Source organism: Roseovarius amoyensis (assembly GCF_003260265.1).
Taxonomy (GTDB): Bacteria; Pseudomonadota; Alphaproteobacteria; order Rhodobacterales; family Rhodobacteraceae; genus Roseovarius; species Roseovarius amoyensis.
In genome coordinates, this window is sequence record NZ_QITQ01000023.1 from 23,019 (window position 1) to 42,910 (window position 19,892).

The window sequence follows — 19,892 nt, forward strand, 5'->3', positions numbered from 1 at the left end:
GTCCTAACGTGATGCCCGACAAGGAACGATCACGCCGATGAAACATCACGAGCCGCAGATTGATACCTCGCCCGAGGTCTCTGACGAGGTGCGCAAAACCACCTGCTACATGTGCGCCTGCCGCTGCGGCATCAACGTGCACATGAAGGATGGTAAGGTCGCCTATATCGAGGGCAACCGCGATCACCCGGTTAATCGCGGCGTGCTCTGCGCCAAGGGCAGCGCCGGGATCATGCAGGTGAATGCCCCCTCGCGTCTGCGCGCGCCGCTCAAGCGCGTCGGCCCCCGCGGTTCGGGCCAGTTCGAGGAGATCAGCTGGGAAGAGGCGCTGGAAATCGCCACCGACTGGCTGGGCCGCATCCGCAAGGATGACCCCAAGCGCCTGGCCTTCTTCACCGGCCGCGACCAGAGCCAGTCCTTCACCAGCTTCTGGGCGCAGAACTATGGCACGCCCAACTATGCCGCGCATGGCGGGTTCTGTTCGGTCAACATGGCGGCGGCGGGCATCTATACGATGGGTGGCGCGTTCTGGGAATTCGGTCAGCCCGACTGGGAACATACCCGCCTGTTCATGATCTTCGGCGTGGCCGAGGATCACGACAGCAACCCCATCAAGATGGGCATCGCACGGCTGAAGGAACGTGGCGCGCGGATCATCGGCGTCAACCCGGTGCGCAGCGGCTATAACGCCGTGGCCGATGACTGGGTCGGGATCACGCCGGGCACCGACGGGCTGTTCATCCTGTCGCTGATCCATTGCCTGATAAAGGCCGGGCGGATCGACCTGGATTACCTCGCACGCTATACCAACGCGCCCTTCCTGGTGAACCGCGATTCCACCTCGCCCGATTACGGGATGTTCCTGCGCGACGCCGTCGGAACGCCGCAGGTGATCGACCGGGTGACAGGCAGGTTGGCGCCGTTCGACCGCCCCGGCGTGCGCCCCGACCTGTCGGCCATCCACCGTGAGGGGCACATTACCCACAAGCCGGTGATGCACCTCATCGCCGCGCGCTACCTGTCAAAGGACTACGCGCCCGAGGCCGTGGCCGAGCGATGCGGCGTGCCCGCCGAACGCATCCGCGCAATCGCCGCCGAACTAGCACGGGTGGCGTTCGAAGAAGAGATCGAGCTTGACCGCCAATGGACCGATTTTCGCGGCGAGACGCATCAGACGATGCGCGGCCGGCCTGTCAGCTTTCACGCCATGCGCGGGATATCGGCCCATTCCAACGGCTTTCAGACCGCGCGTGCGTTGCATGTGCTGCAAATCCTGCTGGGTAGTGTCGAGGTGCCCGGCGGGTTCCGTTTCAAGCCGCCCTATCCCAAGCCGGTTTCGGCCCATCCCACGCCGCACAGCAAGGCCACGCCCGACAGCCCGCTTGACGGCCCGCACCTGGGCTTTCCGCGTGGGCCCGAAGACCTGGCGCTGGACGATGACGGCAACCCGGCGCGGATCGACAAGGCGTTTTCCTGGGAAAACCCGCTGTCGGCGCACGGGATGATGCACATGGTCATCTCAAACGCCCATGCGGGTGACCCTTACCCGATCGACACGCTGTTTCTCTACATGGCCAACATGGCCTGGAACTCGTCGATGAGCACGAACCGCGTGATGGAGATGCTTACCGATACCGATGAAAATGGCGACTACGTGATCCCGCGCATCATCTACTCAGACGCCTATTCGTCAGAAATGGTGGCCTATGCCGACCTGGTGCTGCCCGATACCACCTATCTGGAACGGCACGACTGCATCTCGCTGCTGGATCGCCCGATCAGCGAGGCCGACGCCGCGGCGGATGCTATCCGCTGGCCCGTGGTCGAACCCGACCGTGACGTGCGCGGCTTTCAAAGTGTGTTGATCGACCTTGCCAATCGCCTGGGCCTGCCCGGGTTCGTGGACGAGGCCGGTGCGCCGCTTTACACCGATTACGCCGACTATATCACCCGGCACGAACGCAAGCCGGGCATCGGGCCGCTGGCGGGCTGGCGGATGGGGCGCATGGGGCTGACTCATGGGCGCGGGGCGCCGAACCCCAAGCAGTTGCAAAGCTATATCGCCAATGGCGGCTTCTTCGTGAAGCACATCCCGCCAGAGGCCGCCTATATGAAACCCTGGAACCGCGCCTATCAGGACTGGGCCGTCGGCATGGGGATTTATGACAGCCCGCAGCCCTATGTCTTTGACATCTATTCCGAGACGATGCGCCGTTTCCAGCGCGCGGCAGAGGGTCATGGCGAGCACCAGCCGCCCGATCATCTGCGCGAACGCCTCAAGACGGTGATGGACCCGCTGCCGATCTGGTACGCGCCGCTGGAACATGACAGCGTCGATGGCGATGAATACCCGCTGCACGCGCTGACCCAGCGACCGATGGCGATGTATCACAGCTGGGGCACGCAGAACGCCTGGCTGCGCCAGATCCACGGGGAAAACCCGCTCTACCTGCCCACCCGCGTATGGCAGGCGCATGGCTTTGCCGAGGGCGACTGGGCGCGCGTCAGCTCGGCGCATGGGGCAATGGTGGTGCCGGTGGCGCATATGGCCGCGCTCAACCCCAATACCGTCTGGACATGGAACGCCATCGGCAAGCGCAAGGGTGCCTGGGCGCTGTCGGATGACGCGCCCGAGGCGACGCGCGGCTTTCTGCTCAATCATCTGATCCACGAATTGCTGCCCGAAAAGGGCGACGGGCTGCGCTGGGCCAATTCCGACCCGGTAACCGGTCAGGCGGCGTGGTTCGACCTGCGGGTGAAGATCGAAAAGGTCGCCGCCCCGGCGCAAAGCCAGCCTGCGTTCGAGCCGATAAATTCGCCCGTGGGCAAGGGGCCTGACGAACTGCGATGGAAGGTGGGAAAATGACCGCGCTTCCGGACAAGACCGAACGCAAGATGGGGCTGGTGATCGACCTTGACACCTGTGTCGGCTGTCATGCCTGCGTCGTCAGCTGCAAGGGCTGGAACACCGAGAATTACGGCGCGCCGCTGTCCGATCAGCAACCCTATGGCGCTGATCCCTCGGGCACGTTCCTGAACCGTGTCCACAGCTACGAGATTACGCCTGACGATGGCGGCGCCGCGCAGCTGGTGCATTTCCCCAAATCCTGCCTGCATTGCGAGGATGCGCCCTGCGTCACCGTCTGCCCCACCGGCGCCAGCTTCAAGCGGGCCGAGGACGGGATCGTGCTGGTGAACGAGAGCGACTGCATCGGGTGCGGGCTGTGCGCCTGGGCCTGCCCCTATGGGGCACGAGAGCAGGACGCCGCCGAGGGGGTGATGAAGAAATGCACCCTGTGCGTCGACCGCATCTACAACGAAAACCTGCCGCAAGAGGACCGCGTGCCCGCCTGCGTGCGTACCTGCCCGGCCAAGGCGCGCCATTTCGGCGACCTGGGCGACCCCGACAGCGATGTGTCCCGTCTGGTGGCTGAACGCGGCGGTTTCGACCTGATGCCCGAACAGGGCACCAAGCCGGTCAACAAGTATCTGCCCCCGCGCCCCCGCGACAGTCTGCAATCGGCAGAGACAGAGGCGCAGGAGACCTGGCTCGAACCCGTGGCGGGCGAGGCAAAGGGGTTCATCGCCTGGCTTGACCGCGCATTGGAGAAGCTCTGATGCATCCGGCGCCATCCGTCATCCTGTTCACAACGCTTTCGGGGGCCGGTTTCGGCCTGCTGGTCTTTCTCGGTGCCGGGTTTCCGGCTGTCACCGGCTGGGTGGCATTTGTCTTTTTCGCCGTTGCCTATGTGCTGGCGGTGGGCGGGTTGCTGGCCTCGACCTTTCACCTCGGCCACCCCGAACGGGCGATGAAGGCATTCACGCAGTGGCGCACCTCGTGGCTCAGCCGCGAGGGGGTCGTATCGGTCGCGGCCCTGCTGGTGATGGCGCTATACGGTGCGGGGCTGGTCTTTCAGGGCGAGGCGCGGCCGGTACTGGGCGCGGTCGGCGCGGTGCTGTCACTGGGCACGGTCCTCTGCACCGCGATGATCTATGCCCAGCTTGCCACCGTGCCCCGGTGGAAGACATGGCTGACGCCGGTGCTGTTCCTGGCGCTGGCGCTGGCGGGCGGTGCGCTGCTGGCCGGGCAGGTGCGCGCGGCGCTGGTGCTGTTGCCGCTGGCGGGGGTGGTGCAACTGCTGTGGTGGTTGCGTGGCGACAGGGCGCTGGCGCGCAGTGGCACCACGCTGGCCAGCGCCACCGGGCTGGGCGGCGGCGAGGTTCGTGCGTTCGAGCCGCCGCACACCGGCAGCAACTACCTGCTGCGCGAGTTTGCCTTTCAGGTCGGCCGCCGGCACGCGCTGAAACTGCGCATCATCGCGCTGGGGCTGGGGGTCGTGCTGCCCGTGGTGCTGTTGCTGGCGCCCGGCACGCATGTTCCGGCCGCGCTGGCGGCACTCAGCCATCTGGCGGGGGTGGCGGCCTCTCGCTGGCTGTTCTTTGCCGAGGCCGAGCATGTCGTCGGGCTGTACTACGGTCGTCGCGGGGGCTGACACCACGACGTTGCCCGCATTGCGGCGCTCTGCGGTTCAGCGTGTCGGCACCGGGGTTTCGCCGCGATAGTCGTAAAAACCGCGCCCGGTCTTGCGCCCCAGCCAGCCGGCCTCGACATACTTGGTCAGCAGCGGGCAGGGCCGGTACTTGGTATCCGCCAGCCCGTCATGCAGCACGTTCATGATTGCCAGACAGGTATCGAGCCCGATGAAATCGGCCAGTTCCAGCGGCCCCATCGGGTGATTGGCGCCCAGCTTCATCGAGGTGTCGATCGAGATGACCGAGCCAACCCCCTCGTACAGCGTATAGACCGCCTCGTTGATCATCGGCATCAGGATGCGGTTGACGATGAAACCGGGAAAATCCTCGGCCGTGGCCGAGGTCTTGCCCAGCCGGTCAACGACGGCCTTGCAGGTCTTGAATGTTTCCTCGTCGGTGGCGATGCCGCGGATCAGCTCCACCAGCTGCATCACCGGCACCGGGTTCATAAAGTGGAACCCCATGAACCTTTCCGGCCGGTCGGTTCGGCTGGCCAGCCGGGTGATCGAGATCGAAGAGGTGTTCGAGGTCAGGATCGTGTGCGGCAGCAAATGCGGCGCGAGGTCCTCGAAAATCGCCTGCTTGACGGTTTCGCGCTCGGTCGCCGATTCGATCACCATGTCGGTCTTGCCCAGGTCGCTCAGCGTAAGGGTCGGCGTGATGCGGGCAAGCGATGCCTCCATCTCGGCCTCTTCCATCTTGCCGCGCGAAACCTGCCGTTCCATGTTGTCACGGATATGCGCCAGCCCCTTGTCCAGCGCCTCTTGCGTGATGTCGTTGAGCAGCACCTCATAGCCGGCCATCGCCAACACATGCGCGATCCCGTTGCCCATCTGCCCGGCGCCCACGACGCCCATTTTCCGGATTTCCATTGGTTCGCCCTTGCATAACTCATCGGTGTTTCAAGTTGGCGCTACCATAGGCGCGCAGGGCTTTGGCCCGCAAGGGGCGGCGGCGCGGGCGGTGCCGGGCCGGGGGCGGAGGTGCCTTTAAAACTTGCGGCAAATGCCCGCATTAGCAGTTTTTCAACGTGCCTGCCCGAATCTGCCTGTGGGTGAGACGATCAAGGGTGGGCGCGATGCTTTACAAGGCCGCGGGGCGGGGGCCCCATGCGTTTGAGCAATGCCGCTATGATGGCTCAAGGCTGCTGTTTCGCGGCCCGCGCCGGCGGCTGGAGGGCGATTTCACCGCCTGCCTGGGCGGGACCGAGACATTCGGCAAGGGCGTGGCCTGTCCCTGGCCCGACCTGCTGGAGGAATTGACCGGGGTTACCTGCGTCAATTTCGGCTGGCCCAATGCCGGCGTCGATGTCTTTGCCAGCGACCGTGCCTTGCTGGATTGTGCCGGACGGTCGCGGCTCAGCGTGTTGCAGGTGCCCTGCGCCACCAACATGTCGAATCGGTATTACAGCGTGCATCCGCGCCGCAATGACCGGTTCCTGCAGGCGGCCCCTGCCCTGCGCGCGCTCTTCGCTGACGTGGATTTCTGCGAATTCAGCTTTACCCGCCACATGCTGGGGGCGTTGCAGGCGCGCTCGCCCGACCGTTTTGCCATCCTGCGGCAGGAACTGGCCACGGCCTGGGTCGAAGGCATGCGGCCGCTGATCCGCCGTATCGGCGTGCCGGTGGTTCTGTTGTGGCTGTCGGCACGGACGCCGGACGTGGCCGCCGACCGGCCAGAGGTCTGGGCCGATCCGGCGCTGGTCGACCGCGCGATGCTGGAGCGGCTGCGCGCGGATGTGCAGGCCATCGTCGAAATGCGGATAGATGCGCCAAAGGATACCGGCCCGACGCCAAGGGGCGCGGTGCCCGGTCCGGCGGTGCACCGACGGATCGCCACGGCGCTGGGTCCGGTTGTCGAGGCCGCGCTGGAGGCTGAAACGAGGGGCTGACATGCTAATGGCCCGCCCTTGCGGGGCGGGCCATTCACGGCGTCACGCGGGTGGCGTTCAGCCCAGTTTTTCAGTCAGTTCCGGGACGGCCTGGAACAGGTCGGCGACCAGGCCGTAATCGGCAACCTGAAAGATCGGCGCCTCTTCGTCTTTGTTGATGGCGACGATGATCTTGCTGTCCTTCATCCCCGCAAGGTGCTGGATCGCGCCCGAGATGCCGACCGCGATGTAAAGATCGGGCGCCACCACCTTGCCGGTCTGGCCGACCTGCCAGTCGTTCGGGGCAAAGCCCGAATCGACCGCGGCGCGCGAGGCGCCCACCGCCGCGCCGAGCTTGTCGGCGAGCTTTTCGATCAGCGCGAAGTCATCCTCGGAGCCGACGCCACGACCGCCCGAGACGACGATACCGGCGGAGGTCAGTTCGGGACGGTCGCTTGCGGCAACCTTGTCCTCGACCCATTCGGACAGGCCCGGGTCGGCGACGGCATCGATGCTGTCGACCGAGGCCGAGCCGCCTTCGCCGGCCACGTCGAAGGTCGAGGTCCGGAAGGTGATAACCTTCTTTTCATCTTTCGACTTTACCGTCTGAATCGCGTTCCCGGCATAGATCGGACGCTCGAAGGTATCGCTGTCGACCACCCCGGAGACATCCGAGAGGATCATCACGTCGAGCAGCGCAGCAACGCGGGGCATGACGTTTTTCGCATCCGTGGTCGCGGGCGCGGCAATGTGCGAGTAGTCGCCCGCGAGCGACACGATCAGCGCGGCGGTCGCCTCGGCAAGGCGGTGGCCCAGCGAGGCGTCTTCGGCCACCAGCACCTTGGCCACGCCGTCGATCCTGGCGGCGGCTTCGCCTGCGGCAGCGGCAGAGGCCCCGGCACACAGAACGGTCACATCGCCCAGCGATGCGGCAGCAGACACGGCCTTGGCGGTGGCATCCATCGCCAGCTCGCCATCGGTTACTTCGGCAAGAAGGAGAACAGCCATCAGATAGCTCCCTTTTCTTTGAGTTTGGCCACCAGCGTATCCACATCGGCCACGATCTCGCCGGCCTGACGGGTCTCGGGCTCGGCGGTCTTGATGACCTCCAGTCGCGGGGTGACGTCGACGCCGTAATCGGCGGCGGTCTTTTCCTCCAGCGGCTTTTTCTTGGCCTTCATGATGTTGGGCAGTGACGCATAGCGCGGCTCGTTCAGGCGCAGGTCGACGGTGATGATCGCCGGCATCTTGACCTTGATCGTCTGCAACCCGCCATCAACCTCGCGCGTGACCAGCGCATGGTCGCCCTCAATGTCCAGCTTGCTGGCGAATGTGCCCTGCGACCAGCCCATCAGCGCCGCCAGCATCTGGCCGGTGGCGTTCATGTCGTTGTCGATCGCCTGCTTGCCGGCCAGAACCAGCCCCGGCTGTTCCTCGTCGATCACGGCCTTGAGGATCTTGGCAACTGCCAGAGGCTCGATGTCCTGGTGCACATCATCGGCAGCCACCACCAGGATCGCCCGGTCAGCGCCCATCGCCAGCGCCGTGCGCAGCGTTTCCTGCGCCTGCTTGACCCCGATCGAGACGGCGATGATCTCTTCGGCCTTGCCGGCTTCCTTCAACCGGATCGCCTCTTCGACCGCAATCTCGTCGAAGGGGTTCATCGACATCTTCACATTGGCAAGATCGACACCCGATCCGTCCGCCTTGACGCGAACCTTCACGTTGTAGTCGATCACGCGTTTGACAGGCACAAGCACCTTCATACGTCTGATCTCCTTAAAGTGGTTGAAGCGCCGCAAGGCGCCCCGTCTTGAAACTCTCCGGCGCGTTAATACAGATTTGTTTCCGGATGAAACAGAGCAAAATCATCATGATCCTGCGCCCGGTCGTCGCGTTCGGGACGGTTTTCGCCATGTTAGCGCCAAAGCGGCGACTCCGGCCTCAGCGGTTCGCCCCCGGAACCCACAGAATATCGGCCTTGCCGCCGTCGTTGGCGATGCGGGCGGCGACGAAGAACCAGTCGCTGAGGCGGTTGAGGTACTTGACCGCCGCCGGATTCACCTCTTCGGCGGTCGTCAGTTCGACCGCGTGACGTTCGGCACGGCGCGCGACAGTGCGGCAAAGATGCAGCGCTGCCGACAGCTCTGACCCGCCGGGCAGGATGAAACTGCGCAATGGCTGAAGGTCCGCGTTCATGGCGTCGATCTCGGCCTCAAGCCGGACAACCTGGTCGTCGCTCACGCGCAGGGGCGGGTATTCGGCCTCGGCATCGCGGGCCATGTCGGGGCGGCACAGGTCCGCGCCCAGGTCAAAAAGGTCGTTCTGGATACGCATCAGGGCCTCGTCCGATTCGGCCGTGGCCTTCAGCCGGGCCAGTCCGACCGTGGCGTTCAGCTCGTCGACGGTGCCATAGGCCATGACGCGCAGCGAATGCTTGGCCACGCGCACGCCGTTGCCCAGAGCAGTTTCGCCGGCATCGCCGGTACGGGTATAGATCTTGTTGAGAACGACCATGTCATCAGACTCCTAGCGACGGATTAGAACAAAAAGAAGGATGGCGAGTACCGCGACGAACTGGGCGATGATCCGCCAGCGCATCAGCTTGTTTGACCGCTTGCCGTTCTCGATGCCGCCCTTGCCGAAGGTGGTGATCCCGAAGATCAAGATCGCCGCAACAACGCCGCAGGCCAGTACAACAAGAATGAAAAGCGGGTCGCTGAACATGGGGCAGGGCCTTTCGTCACGTCCTTGGCGACCATGTAGAGCGGATGGAGCACAAGACGAAAGCGAAAAATGTCAGCCCTTGGCGATCAGCCAGTCCAGCGCCCGCGTCGGCAGGACCCGTCTGAGCGCCCCCATCAGATAGGTGGGCGTGGTGACATAATAGCGCGGCCTTGGGCGCCGCGATTCCAGCGCGCGGACCAGTTTTTTCGTCACCGCCGATGGCGGCAGCTCGAACGGGTCGCGGCCGCGATCCTCGTAAAGACGGTGCAGAACTGCCTTGTACTGGCCCTTGCGGGCTGAGTTCTGCCAGTCGATCCAGCGTTCGAAATGCGGGATGGCGTTTTCGCGGATCTTCGATGTCACCGGCCCCGGCTCTATCAGGATGATGTGGACGCCGGTGCCGCGCATTTCCACCCGCAGCGTGTCGGTCAGCCCCTCCAGCGCGAACTTGGTGCTGACATAGGCGCCGCGAAACCGCGCCGGCACCAGCCCCAGAACGGATGAGTTCTGCACGATCCGTCCCTCGCCCTGCGCCCGCATGACCGCGATCACCCGGCGCGTCATTTCGTGCCAGCCAAAGAAATTCGCCTCGAAAATATCGCGCAGCGCATCGGTCGGCAGGTCCTCGACCGCGCCGGGGCAGGCGAAGGCGCCGTTGTTGAACACCGCGTCCAGCCGGCCGCCGGTGGCGGCAAGCACCTCGTCCAGCCCGTCGGCGATGGTTTGCGGGTCCTGATAGTCGATGCGCGGGCTGTCGAACCCCTGAACGCGCAGGCGTGCGCAATCCTCGGCCTGGCGGCAGGCGGCAAAGACGCGCCAGCCGCGCGCGCGCAGCCCGTGCGCAGCGTCCTGCCCGATGCCCGAGGAACACCCGGTGATGAGAATATTCTTTCCGTTCATCTGGGATGTGCCGCCAGCCTTTTGCCTAGTCGGGGTTCACCAGCAGCCATTCGGCCACCCAGCCTGTTTGATAATTGTCTGTCGCCTGTACTTTCAACCAGCCGTGACCGGGGTCTTCGATCACCGCCACCTCGGTTCCCTTGGTGATCCGGGCCACGGTGTCATAGCTCAGCCCCGGGCCGGCATGCAGGTCGACCATGTTTTCCTTGACCCAGCGCAGGTCGGACGACCGATAGAGGGGTTGCCCCAGCGCGGCGGCGAGGGCAGAGGTGAGCGCGTCATCCTGTGCCGGGGTGTCGCCCGTCACGTCGACGGTCATGGGGCTGTCGGGCAGCTCCAGGTCCAGCAGCTCGCCCTTGGGGCGGCTGGCCTCGGCGGCGATGATGCCGGCCCCGTCCAGGCGCGTGGCGGCCAGGGTCACGGACAGATCTTCGGTCTTTGTCTCGGTTTCCACCTCGGCGCGGCGCAGGCTGTCCATCGTCGCCTCGACCTCGGCCATGCTGCGCGACGGGGGGGCGGGGCGTTCGGGCGCGGTCCTGGGCTGTGGTTGCACCCGGTCGGCCATCGCCTGCAGGGACCCGGGCGCAGGTTCATAATCGGCGCCGCCGCTCAGCACATAGAACGCCAGCCCGAGCAGGGCGAAACTGATCACAATAAAGCGCCACATAGCGCGGTATCCCCCGGAACAGAAACAAGAGCAGCACAAAGACGAAGGTCAGGTTACATGATTCGCCCACCGGCATCATGTCAAAAGCCCCGCTTGCCGCTTTACGCCGAAACGGCACGGGGCTATCACCGCATATATGAACGATCTGCTGGATGACCCCCATATCGGCCCCGGAACTGTTGCCGAACCGCTGCGCCGCGCCATCGGCGAGCGGTACCTGACCTATGCGCTTTCGACGATCATGCACCGGGCATTGCCCGATGCGCGCGACGGGCTGAAACCGGTACATCGGCGCATCCTCTACGCGATGCGCGAGCTGCGGCTCAATTCCGGCGGGGGGTTCCGCAAGTCGGCCAAGATTTCGGGCGATGTGATGGGTAACTATCACCCGCATGGCGACGCGGCGATCTATGATGCGATGGCCCGGCTGGCGCAGGATTTTGCGGTTCGCTATCCGCTGGTCGACGGGCAGGGGAATTTCGGCAATATCGACGGCGACAACCCCGCCGCCAGCCGCTATACCGAGGCCCGCCTGACAGCGGTGGCCGAGGCCCTGCTGGACGGGCTGGCCGAAAACGCAGTCGATTTCCGCCCCAACTACGACGGCACCCTGACCGAGCCGGTGGTGCTGCCGGCGGCCTTTCCCAATCTGCTGGCCAACGGCGCCAGCGGCATCGCCGTGGGCATGGCCACCAGCATCCCGCCGCACAACATCGTCGAGCTGATCGACGCCTGCCTGTACCTGATCAAGACGCCCGACGCGCGTGACGACACCCTTCTGAACCATGTGAAGGGCCCGGATTTCCCCACTGGCGGCGTCATCGTCGAACCGCCAGAAAGCATCGCTCAGGCCTATCGCACCGGGCGCGGCGGGTTTCGCCTTCGCTGCGCCTGGGAGGTCGAGCAACTGCCACGCGGCCAGTGGCAGATCGTGGTGACGGAAATCCCCTATCAGGTGCAGAAATCCAGGCTGGTGGAAAAGCTGGCAGAGCTGATCCAGACCCGCAAGGTGCCGATCCTGGCCGATATCCGCGACGAAAGCGCCGATGACATCCGCATGGTACTGGAGCCGCGCTCCAAGAACGTCGATCCCGAGGTTCTGATGGGGATGCTGTTCCGCAACTCGGATCTTGAGGTGCGGATTTCGCTCAATATGAACGTGTTGATCGACGGGGTAACGCCCAAGGTCTGCTCGATGAAGGAGGTACTGCGCGCCTTTCTCGATTTCCGCCGCGAGGTGCTGATCCGGCGGTCGCATCACCGGATGGAAAAGATCGACCACCGGCTTGAGGTGCTCGAAGGGCTGATCGTCGCCTTCCTGAACCTCGACCGGGTGATCGACATCATCCGCTATGACGACGAGCCCAAAGCCGCCCTCATGCGAGAGGATTGGGGACGCGAATTCGTCCGCGCTACATCGGAGCGAGATTATGTAACGCCCGCCCCCGGCGGAGAAGAGGACGGGCTGTCGGACGTGCAGGCCGAGGCGATCCTCAACATGCGCCTGCGCAGCTTGCGCCGGCTCGAAGAGATCGAGCTGAGGAACGAACGCGATGCCCTGATGGAAGAGCGCGCCGCGCTGGAAGACCTGCTGGCAGACGAGACACGCCAATGGGCAGCAGTCGCCGACCAGCTGAAAGAGGTCAGAAAGACCTTCGGCAAGGATTATCCCGGCGGCGCCCGGCGCACCCGTTTCGCCGAAGCGGGCGAGGTCGAAGAGGTGCCGCTTGAGGCGATGATCGAGCGCGAGCCGATCACGGTGGTCTGCTCGCAGATGGGCTGGATCCGCGCCATGACCGGCCATATCGATCTGGGGCGCGAGCTGAAATTCAAGGATGGCGACGGCCCGCGTTTCATCTTTCATGCCGAAACCACAGACCGCTTGCTGGTCTTTGCCACCAACGGACGGTTCTACACCCTGTCGGGTGCCAACCTGCCCGGCGGGCGCGGCATGGGCGAGCCGCTGAGGCTGATGGTCGATCTGCCCAACGAGGCCGACATCGTGGCGCTGTTCATTCACCGCCCCGCTGGGCGGCTGCTGGTCGCATCCTCGGCCGGCGACGGGTTTGTGGTGTCCGAGGACGAGGTCGTGGCCCAGACCCGTGCGGGCAAGCAGGTGCTGAACGTGCGCGGCGACGTGCGCGCCAAGGTCTGCAAGCCGGTTACCGGCGATCACGTCGCCTGCGTCGGCGAAAACCGCAAGGTGCTGGTGTTCCCGGTTTCAGAGCTGCCCGAGATGACGCGCGGCAAGGGCGTGCGGCTGCAGAAATACAAGGACGGCGGCCTGAGCGACGCCGCCACCTTTGATCTGGCGGATGGGCTGAACTGGCACGATCCCGCCGGCCGGACGCGGACCGAAACCGAGCTGGCCGAATGGCTGGGCAAGCGCGCCGGCGCCGGCCGCATGGCGCCGCGCGGGTTCCCGCGGGACAACCGATTTACCTGAGCGGATTTGTGCAAGCCGGACGGCTGGCTGCCCGTGGGATGACGCAGTCAACGGACGTCTGACGCGGTTTATCCCGGCTCATACCAACGCCTCCATGAGCAGGGCCTCGATCCACGGGCGGGCGCAGAGGGGCCGATACGCCCCTGCCCCCGGCAACGCGGCGGTTCCAGGCGTCCGAGCCAGCGACACCGTCAAGGCCGCGCTGCTCCTGTGCGACGAAAGCTGAAAGAACACGACGATCAGGATCGCGGGGGTGACGGTGGAGTTTCAGCAGACAAGCCCTGCCGGTTTTTCAGGAAACCGGTGTTGAACTGGACGAACACCGGGCCTGTCCCGCGTCGTGCCTCTGAGATGCTGCGCCGGGCATGATTGTCGGCTATGATGCGTGATACCGGAACCGGCTAAGGGGAGGGCCACGTTTTGCGCCGCGATGAGTTGACAGAACGTTTCCGCGCCTTGCACGTCCCGGGCACGCCGCTGATGATGCCGAACCCCTGGGACATAGGATCAGCAAAGGTCATGGCCGGGCTGGGGGCGCAGGCGCTGGCGACGACCTCTTCCGGGTATGGTTTCACGCGCGGGCTGCGCGATGGCGGCCAGATGACGCGCGACCAGGCCCTGCAACACGCCGCCGAAATCTGCGCCGCCGTCGATCTCCCGATCAACGGCGATTTCGAGAACGGGTTCGGCCATGATCCAGGGACCGTCGCCGAGACGGTAAAGCTGGCGGCAGAGGCCGGTCTGGCCGGTGTCTCGATCGAGGATACCGACCTGCCAAAGACAGGGTCATATCCATTCAATGAGGCCCTGGCCCGAGTAGAGGCGGCGGTATCCGCGGCCCGCGCGGCGGGAATTGTGCTGACGGCCCGCGCCGATGGCTGGCTCATGAAAAGCTATGATCAGGCCGAGGCGCTCCGACGTTGCCGGGCGTTCGCCCGGGCCGGTGCCGACGTCATCTATGCCCCGCTGGTCGATGCAGACACCACCCGTGCGCTGGCCGCAACCGGAACCCCGGTCAACCTGCTGGCCGCGGGTGACATGCGTGACCTGAACACGCAACAGATCGGGGCGCTTGGCGTCGCACGCATTTCAATCGGCGGCGGGCTTGCCCGCGTCACCCAGCAGGTGACCATCAACGCGACCCGCGCAATGCTGGAACGGGGCGATTTCACCGCCCTGAAGGGCGCGGTGAGCTTGGCGGAAGTCGAGGCGCTGTTGGACAGATGATCCGATGGGCGACGGGTGTCAGCCAGGTTCCTGCCCCACTGGCGAAAATCCGGTCCGAGCCCGATCAGGCGATTGACGATGTCGGACTTGTGGTGTCCTCTCCCAGGCGGCAAGAAACCAATCTCTTGCCGCTTCAGTGTGGGTTTCGCCTTGAGTTTTCTTTCGGTCACGTCTGTCCCAAAGCTCAGATGGAGCTCGCCAAAGGCTTTCACCCTGAAACCGCCCTTGGTGTCGGTCGTGTTTCTCGTCGCTGGCCTGGTGGTGTTCGGCCTGGGTGAATCGTTACTGGTCACCGCAGGCGTCGGCGTCAGCCCCTGGACCGTGTTCGCCGAAGGCGTGACCAAGGTCACGGGCTGGAGCTTGGGATTCGCAACCTTCGTCATCAGTGCCTCAGTTCTGGCCCTGTGGATTCCGCTCAGGCAGACGCCCGGCATGGGAACGATCCTCAACGCGATCATCATCGCCCTGGTGCTGGAATTCGTGTTGCCCTGGCTGCCCCGGTTCGAGACTTATCTTGCCAACGCCATGCTGGCCCTGGCGGGGGCGCTTGTGACCGGATTCGGCGGGGCGATATACCTGATCGCAAACCTGGGCCCGGGTCCCAGAGACGGCCTCATGACCGGGCTGCAGGCTGTCACGCATCGACCCATCGCGCTTGTCCGCACCGGTCTTGAGGTGACGGTCATCGCGATCGGCTGGGCCCTGGGCGGCACGCTTGGTCTGGGCACGATTTTCTTTGCGTTGGGGATTGGACCGGCAATGGCAATCGGGATGCAGATCCTGCAATTCCGCAGCGCCACGCGTTGATATCCGCCGGACCGTCGCGGGGGGGTGCCAATTGCAGCATCAAAGCCCTTTTGAACGGCCAATGAGGACTCAGGTAAGACGGTTTTCCATGGAAAGGTCGCCTCCATCTTGTTTCTTTAGAAATTTTCTGCTATATATTATTCATCAGAAACCGAAGAGATGGACATGCAACAATCACAAACCCTGCCGCAAACGGCCCCCGGCACAGTGTTGGGAAAGGCTGTGTTCCGCGCGTCACAGGCCCTGGGGCTGACCGGGGCCGAATTGGCGGCGATCATCGGTGTCAGCCCTGCCTCGGTTTCCCGCCTCAGCGGGGGGCAATACACCCTCAGCGGCAAGCCGTTCGAACTTGCCGCGTGCCTTGTCCGGGTGTTTCGGTCGCTCGATGCCATCGTCCACGGCGATGCGACGTCGATGAAGGCCTGGATGGCCAGTCAGAATACCCATCTCAACACCGTTCCAAGGGAAGAGATAAAGACAGCGCCGGGCCTTGTCCGGGTCATGAACTACCTTGATGCCGCAAGAGCCCCGATTTAAGCCCTACGTGAACGAGGTGTGGCGCCTGGTAGAGGCGCAGCACCTCGTCTCGACCACCAAGCTGGTCGATAGCGGCGAAGAACAGGAACAACTGGAACAGATACTGGAGGCGACCAAACCCCCGGTTCCGCCGAATTGCCGGCACCTGCATTACCTGCTTTCCACCCCCTTTCGCTATGGCCGCTATCCTTGGGATTCACGCTTTCGCAGAAAGGGCGAGAGCCCGGGTGTGTTCTATGGTGCCGAGGACCCGATGACAGCCGTTGCCGAAACGGTGTGGCAGCGAAAGGTCTTTTTCGACGCCTCACCCGACACGCCATTGCCTGTGGCGCCCGGGGTCTACACCGCATTCAGCGTCATGGTTCGCGTGCCACTCGCCATCGACCTGACCGAACCGACGATGTCGCACGATGCGGTTCTCTGGACTGATCCGGATGACTACAGCGCCTGCCTGGATCTTGCCGACCGGGTCCGTCAGGCGGGGTGTGAACTGATCCGTTACGCTTCGGTTCGTCACCCGGACGGGCCGGCGAACATCGCGGTCCTCACCTGCCGGGCATTCGAAAGCGCCGATCCCGTCCAGTTCCAGACCTGGCACCTGATCATGCGGCCCGGGCGCACCCAGGTTCGCCGTGAACATCCCAGGGTTTCGGTCGAGTTCGAATTTCGCACCAGCAGGCTGGCCTTTGTCTGAGAACATCATTTTCTCAGGTGCAGGCCATATTTCCGCCGAAGTGATCCATTAACTTTTGGGTCATGATGTTTCTGCTCGGGCCTGGCCGCAACTCGTTCATCGGACGTGTGATATCCTCTATCCGCTCTGCGCTGCTGGTCGGGCTGGCGCTGGCGGCGGTGCCCTATGTCAACGCGATATATCAGCCGTCTGAGCGGGCCGCTTCGGCCAGCGCCGGACAGCCCGAGGCGTTGCGCGGCGGCGGCGCCTGGGGCGGTCTGCGCCCGGTCTCGCGCAACGAAGGTGCCGAACTTGCCGGCAAGCGGCTGTCCGGCCCGGTGACCCATGTGCGCGACGGCGACACCGTCGAGGTGCGCGGCGTGCCGGTCCGGATCGCCAACCTGGATTGTGCCGAGTTGGGCACCCCGGCCGGGCGTATGGCCAGCGAGGCAATGACGCAACTTGCACGCACCGGCCCGCTGACATGCCGTCTGACCGGCCGTCAATCATATGACCGCGAGGTCGGCACCTGCGCCATGCCCGACGGGCGCGACATCGGGGCAGAGCTGATCGCGAAAGGGGTGTGCAGCCGCTGGCGCTGATTCAGCCTAAGCGGCGCTCGCTACGGGTCAGCCGTAGACCGATTCCTTGCCGAATTTCTTGGTCAGCATGTAATAGACCACGGCGCGATACTTGTTGCGCTCGGAGCGGCCATAGGTCTCGATCACTTCGTTGATCGCATCCATCAGTTGCGGACCGTCGGCAAGGCCCAGCTTCTTGATCAGGAAATTGTTCTTGACGGTTTCCAGCTCGTGTTCCTGTCCGGCAGCCACGGTCGAAGCATCGGCATCATAGACCGCCGGGCCACAGCCGATTGTCACCTTGCGCAAGAGATCCATATCCGGATTCATCCCGCACTTGTTACGCAAATCGTCGGCATAGGTTGCGATCAGATCGTCACGACGTCCCATGAAATAACTCCCTTTTTCCCGGCACCGCGGCCGGCCCTTGACGGGTTTTTCGACCATTGCCCCTGACGGGGCTATAGTGAACTTAGCGACAAGTTTCGTTTGCTGAAAGCAGTTATTGCCCCGCCCGCGTCATGCCGGGCGGGGCATATGGACACTCAATAGCGGTAATGTTCCGGCTTGAAGGGCCCCTCGGGGCTGACGCCGATGTAATCCGCCTGTTCGGGCGTGAGTTCCGTCAGTTGCACGCCGATACGCGCCAGGTGCAGGCGGGCAACCTTTTCATCCAGCGCCTTGGGCAGGATATAGACCTGGTTTTCATAGGTATCGCCCCTGGTCCACAGCTCGATCTGCGCCAGCACCTGGTTGGTGAACGAGGCGCTCATCACGAAACTCGGATGCCCGGTGGCGTTGCCGAGGTTCAGCAGACGCCCCTCGGACAGCAGGATGATACGATTGCCCGAAGGCATCTCGATCATGTCCACTTGGTCCTTGATGTTGGTCCACTTGTGGTTCTTCAGATCGGCGACCTGAATTTCGTTGTCGAAATGGCCGATATTGCCGACGATCGCCATGTCCTTCATCTCGCGCATGTGCTCGATGCGGATAACGTCGCGGTTGCCGGTGCAGCTGACGAAAATATCGGCGTCCAGCGCGTCCTCCAGCCGGACCACCTCGAACCCGTCCATCGCCGCCTGCAGCGCGCAGATCGGGTCGGCCTCGGTCACCTTGACCCGTGCGCCGGCGCCTTGCAGGCTGGCCGCCGACCCCTTGCCCACGTCGCCATAACCACAGACAACCGCGACCTTGCCGGCCATCATCGTGTCGGTGGCGCGGCGGATGCCGTCAACCAGGCTTTCCTTGCAGCCATACTTGTTGTCGAATTTCGACTTGGTGACAGAATCGTTGACGTTGATCGCCGGGAACGGAAGGTGCCCCTTTTCCATCATCTTGTAGAGACGGTGCACCCCGGTGGTGGTTTCCTCGGACACGCCGCGGATCATGTGGCGCTGGCGCACGAACCAGCCTGGGCTGGCCGCTATCCGCTTGCGGATCTGGGCGAACAGCGCCTCTTCCTCTTCGCTGGTCGGGGTTTCGATCAGGTCGGTTTCACCATCTTCGACGCGCGCGCCCATCAGCACATAGAGCGTCGCATCCCCGCCGTCGTCGAGGATCATGTTGGCGCCGCCGTCCTCAAACTGAAAAATGCGGTCGCAATAGTCCCAGTATTCCTCCAGCGTCTCGCCCTTGATGGCAAAAACCGGGGTCCCGGTCGCGGCGATGGCTGCAGCTGCATGGTCCTGGGTGGAAAAGATGTTGCACGAGGCCCAGCGCACATTGGCGCCCAGCACGACCAGCGTTTCGATCAGCACAGCCGTCTGCACCGTCATGTGCAGCGACCCGGCGATGTTTGCGCCCGCCAGCGGTTTGGCGTCGCCGTATTCCTCGCGCAGGGCCATCAGGCCCGGCATCTCGGTTTCAGCAATATCCAGTTCCTTGCGACCGAAATCAGCCAGGCCAATATCCTTGACGATATAGTCCTTTGTCATGAAGGGGCTCCCTGCAAATGCGGTGTCGCATGGCAGATAGCATCGCACCCGATTGGCGGCAATGTGCGATTGGCCGATCGCGGCGCGGCGCGGGCTTTGCAAAACCGCACCGGCGCGGGTAACAGGGCGACGGTAGAAACCGCATACGAACGGGAGCCCAGCCTTGCCCCAACCCCGCGCCTGGCAAAAGATGCTTTCGGGCCGTCGGCTCGACCTGCTCGATCCCACGCCGGTGGATGTCGAGATAGAGGATATCGCCCACGGGCTGTCCTTTGTCGCGCGCTGGAACGGGCAGACAAAAGGCGAATTCGCCTATTCCGTGGCCGAGCATTCGCTGCTGGTGGAACGGCTGTTCGCCCGCATCAGCCCGCGCGCGCCGGCCAGGTGGCGGCTGGCCGCGCTGCTGCACGATGCGCCCGAATACGTGATCGGCGACATGATTTCACCGGTCAAGGCGGCGGTGGGTCCCGGTTACGAGGCGCTGGATCAGCGGCTGGCGGCGGCAGTCCATATCCGTTTCGGGCTGCCGGCGGTTCTGCCCGCGACAGTCAAGCGGCAGATCAAGAAGGCCGACAAGATCAGCGCCTGGATGGAAGCAACGCAACTGGCCGGCTTTACCGAGGCCGAGGCGAACAAGTTTTTCGGCAAGCCGGCGCCGGACATGATCGGAGATCTGAAACTGCTGCTGCGGCCACCAAGGGAAACGCGCGCCGCCTATACCGCGCGCCATGACGAATTGCTGGCCGAGATCGGCTGACGCCGCCCATTTGTTGTTGCTGCGGCTTGGTGTTGATGCGCTGAAAATCAGTATTATTGAGTCGATTAGAACCGCGCCGAGTTTGTCGGAGGCTGATTTGTCTTAGGCCGTGTTGACAAAATGGATTCCCATCAGGCTTTGGGCATGATTCAAGCTGGTATCTGCGATGGAGACCAGCTTGGCACGAAACCTTATGTCAGACGAGGAATAGGCCTTCTTTGAGGGGTTCA

The 19,892-nt window shown here is 64.0% G+C and carries 20 protein-coding genes; 11 read left to right on the forward strand and 9 right to left on the reverse strand.

Annotated features, from left to right (window positions below; translation table 11 throughout):
* Nucleotides 1-37: 37 nt before the first annotated feature.
* From DL899_RS15665 to DL899_RS15675, 3 genes are read left to right on the forward strand one after another with little or no spacing between them, the layout of a single operon-like run.
* On the forward strand, nt 38-2,866 hold the full coding sequence (locus tag DL899_RS15665; RefSeq protein ID WP_111735304.1) for a molybdopterin oxidoreductase family protein: 2,829 nt from the start codon (nt 38-40) through the stop codon (nt 2,864-2,866).
* Nucleotides 2,863-3,618: a 4Fe-4S dicluster domain-containing protein gene (locus DL899_RS15670; protein WP_111735305.1), complete on the forward strand. Its 756-nt coding sequence runs from the start codon at nt 2,863-2,865 to the stop codon at nt 3,616-3,618. Before DL899_RS15665 ends, DL899_RS15670 begins: the two co-directional genes overlap by 4 nt.
* Complete coding sequence (locus DL899_RS15675; RefSeq protein WP_111735306.1) at nt 3,618-4,493, forward strand: dimethyl sulfoxide reductase anchor subunit family protein; 876 nt, start codon at nt 3,618-3,620, stop codon at nt 4,491-4,493. Before DL899_RS15670 ends, DL899_RS15675 begins: the two co-directional genes overlap by 1 nt.
* 36 nt (nt 4,494-4,529) lie before the next feature.
* Here DL899_RS15675 and DL899_RS15680 read toward each other — a convergent pair whose 3' ends face one another.
* Nucleotides 4,530-5,405, reverse strand: a complete 876-nt coding sequence (locus tag DL899_RS15680; RefSeq protein ID WP_111735307.1) for a 3-hydroxybutyryl-CoA dehydrogenase — start codon at nt 5,403-5,405, stop codon at nt 4,530-4,532.
* Between the two features lie 206 nt (nt 5,406-5,611).
* Here DL899_RS15680 and DL899_RS15685 point away from each other — a divergent pair, with 206 nt between their 5' ends.
* Nucleotides 5,612-6,424, forward strand: coding sequence for a DUF6473 family protein (locus DL899_RS15685; protein WP_111735308.1), 813 nt, complete (start codon nt 5,612-5,614; stop codon nt 6,422-6,424).
* Between the two features lie 57 nt (nt 6,425-6,481).
* Here DL899_RS15685 and DL899_RS15690 read toward each other — a convergent pair whose 3' ends face one another.
* From DL899_RS15690 to DL899_RS15715, 6 genes are all read right to left on the reverse strand, one after another.
* Nucleotides 6,482-7,411: an electron transfer flavoprotein subunit alpha/FixB family protein gene (locus tag DL899_RS15690; RefSeq protein WP_111735309.1), complete on the reverse strand. Its 930-nt coding sequence runs from the start codon at nt 7,409-7,411 to the stop codon at nt 6,482-6,484.
* A complete protein-coding gene (locus DL899_RS15695) occupies nt 7,411-8,169 on the reverse strand; it encodes an electron transfer flavoprotein subunit beta/FixA family protein (protein ID WP_111735310.1) in 759 nt (252 codons plus the stop codon). The genes DL899_RS15690 and DL899_RS15695 overlap by 1 nt, the downstream gene beginning before the upstream one ends.
* 178 nt (nt 8,170-8,347) lie before the next feature.
* A complete protein-coding gene (locus DL899_RS15700) occupies nt 8,348-8,920 on the reverse strand; it encodes a cob(I)yrinic acid a,c-diamide adenosyltransferase (RefSeq protein WP_111735311.1) in 573 nt (190 codons plus the stop codon).
* A 12-nt stretch (nt 8,921-8,932) separates the two neighbouring features.
* A complete protein-coding gene (locus tag DL899_RS15705) occupies nt 8,933-9,130 on the reverse strand; it encodes a twin transmembrane helix small protein (RefSeq protein WP_111735312.1) in 198 nt (65 codons plus the stop codon).
* A 72-nt stretch (nt 9,131-9,202) separates the two neighbouring features.
* Nucleotides 9,203-10,030: an SDR family NAD(P)-dependent oxidoreductase gene (locus tag DL899_RS15710; RefSeq protein WP_111735313.1), complete on the reverse strand. Its 828-nt coding sequence runs from the start codon at nt 10,028-10,030 to the stop codon at nt 9,203-9,205.
* A gap of 25 nt (nt 10,031-10,055) precedes the next feature.
* Nucleotides 10,056-10,697 carry an SH3 domain-containing protein gene (locus DL899_RS15715; protein WP_111735314.1) on the reverse strand — a complete coding sequence of 214 codons (642 nt, stop codon included), beginning with the start codon at nt 10,695-10,697 and terminating at the stop codon, nt 10,056-10,058.
* Between the two features lie 136 nt (nt 10,698-10,833).
* Here DL899_RS15715 and DL899_RS15720 point away from each other — a divergent pair, with 136 nt between their 5' ends.
* The 6 genes from DL899_RS15720 to DL899_RS15745 all read left to right on the forward strand — a co-directional run bounded on the left by DL899_RS15720 (nt 10,834) and on the right by DL899_RS15745 (nt 16,989).
* A complete protein-coding gene (locus tag DL899_RS15720; RefSeq protein WP_111735315.1) occupies nt 10,834-13,143 on the forward strand; it encodes a DNA topoisomerase IV subunit A in 2,310 nt (769 codons plus the stop codon).
* Nucleotides 13,144-13,578: 435 nt separating this feature from the next.
* On the forward strand, nt 13,579-14,370 hold the full coding sequence (locus tag DL899_RS15725; RefSeq protein WP_275426797.1) for an isocitrate lyase/PEP mutase family protein: 792 nt from the start codon (nt 13,579-13,581) through the stop codon (nt 14,368-14,370).
* A 78-nt stretch (nt 14,371-14,448) separates the two neighbouring features.
* Nucleotides 14,449-15,177 (forward strand): membrane protein YczE, encoded by a 729-nt coding sequence (yczE, locus tag DL899_RS15730; RefSeq protein ID WP_239494725.1) that lies wholly within the window; start codon nt 14,449-14,451, stop codon nt 15,175-15,177.
* A 165-nt stretch (nt 15,178-15,342) separates the two neighbouring features.
* On the forward strand, nt 15,343-15,714 hold the full coding sequence (locus DL899_RS15735) for an MbcA/ParS/Xre antitoxin family protein (protein WP_111735323.1): 372 nt from the start codon (nt 15,343-15,345) through the stop codon (nt 15,712-15,714).
* The gene (locus DL899_RS15740; protein WP_111735318.1) at nt 15,692-16,408 is read left to right on the forward strand and encodes an RES family NAD+ phosphorylase; all 717 of its coding nucleotides are present in this window, start codon (nt 15,692-15,694) and stop codon (nt 16,406-16,408) included. Before DL899_RS15735 ends, DL899_RS15740 begins: the two co-directional genes overlap by 23 nt.
* Nucleotides 16,409-16,470: 62 nt before the next feature.
* Nucleotides 16,471-16,989 (forward strand): thermonuclease family protein, encoded by a 519-nt coding sequence (locus DL899_RS15745; RefSeq protein WP_111735319.1) that lies wholly within the window; start codon nt 16,471-16,473, stop codon nt 16,987-16,989.
* 27 nt (nt 16,990-17,016) lie between these two features.
* On the opposite strand, the gene DL899_RS15750 is transcribed toward DL899_RS15745, so the two are convergent.
* Both DL899_RS15750 and ahcY read right to left on the reverse strand, forming a co-directional pair.
* Nucleotides 17,017-17,358, reverse strand: coding sequence for a DUF2853 family protein (locus tag DL899_RS15750; RefSeq protein WP_111735324.1), 342 nt, complete (start codon nt 17,356-17,358; stop codon nt 17,017-17,019).
* A 155-nt stretch (nt 17,359-17,513) separates the two neighbouring features.
* On the reverse strand, nt 17,514-18,905 hold the full coding sequence (gene ahcY / locus DL899_RS15755; protein WP_111735325.1) for an adenosylhomocysteinase: 1,392 nt from the start codon (nt 18,903-18,905) through the stop codon (nt 17,514-17,516).
* Nucleotides 18,906-19,068: 163 nt separating this feature from the next.
* On the opposite strand from ahcY, the gene DL899_RS15760 reads away from it, so the two are divergent.
* A complete protein-coding gene (locus DL899_RS15760; RefSeq protein WP_239494726.1) occupies nt 19,069-19,662 on the forward strand; it encodes an HD domain-containing protein in 594 nt (197 codons plus the stop codon).
* Nucleotides 19,663-19,892: the final 230 nt, after the last annotated feature.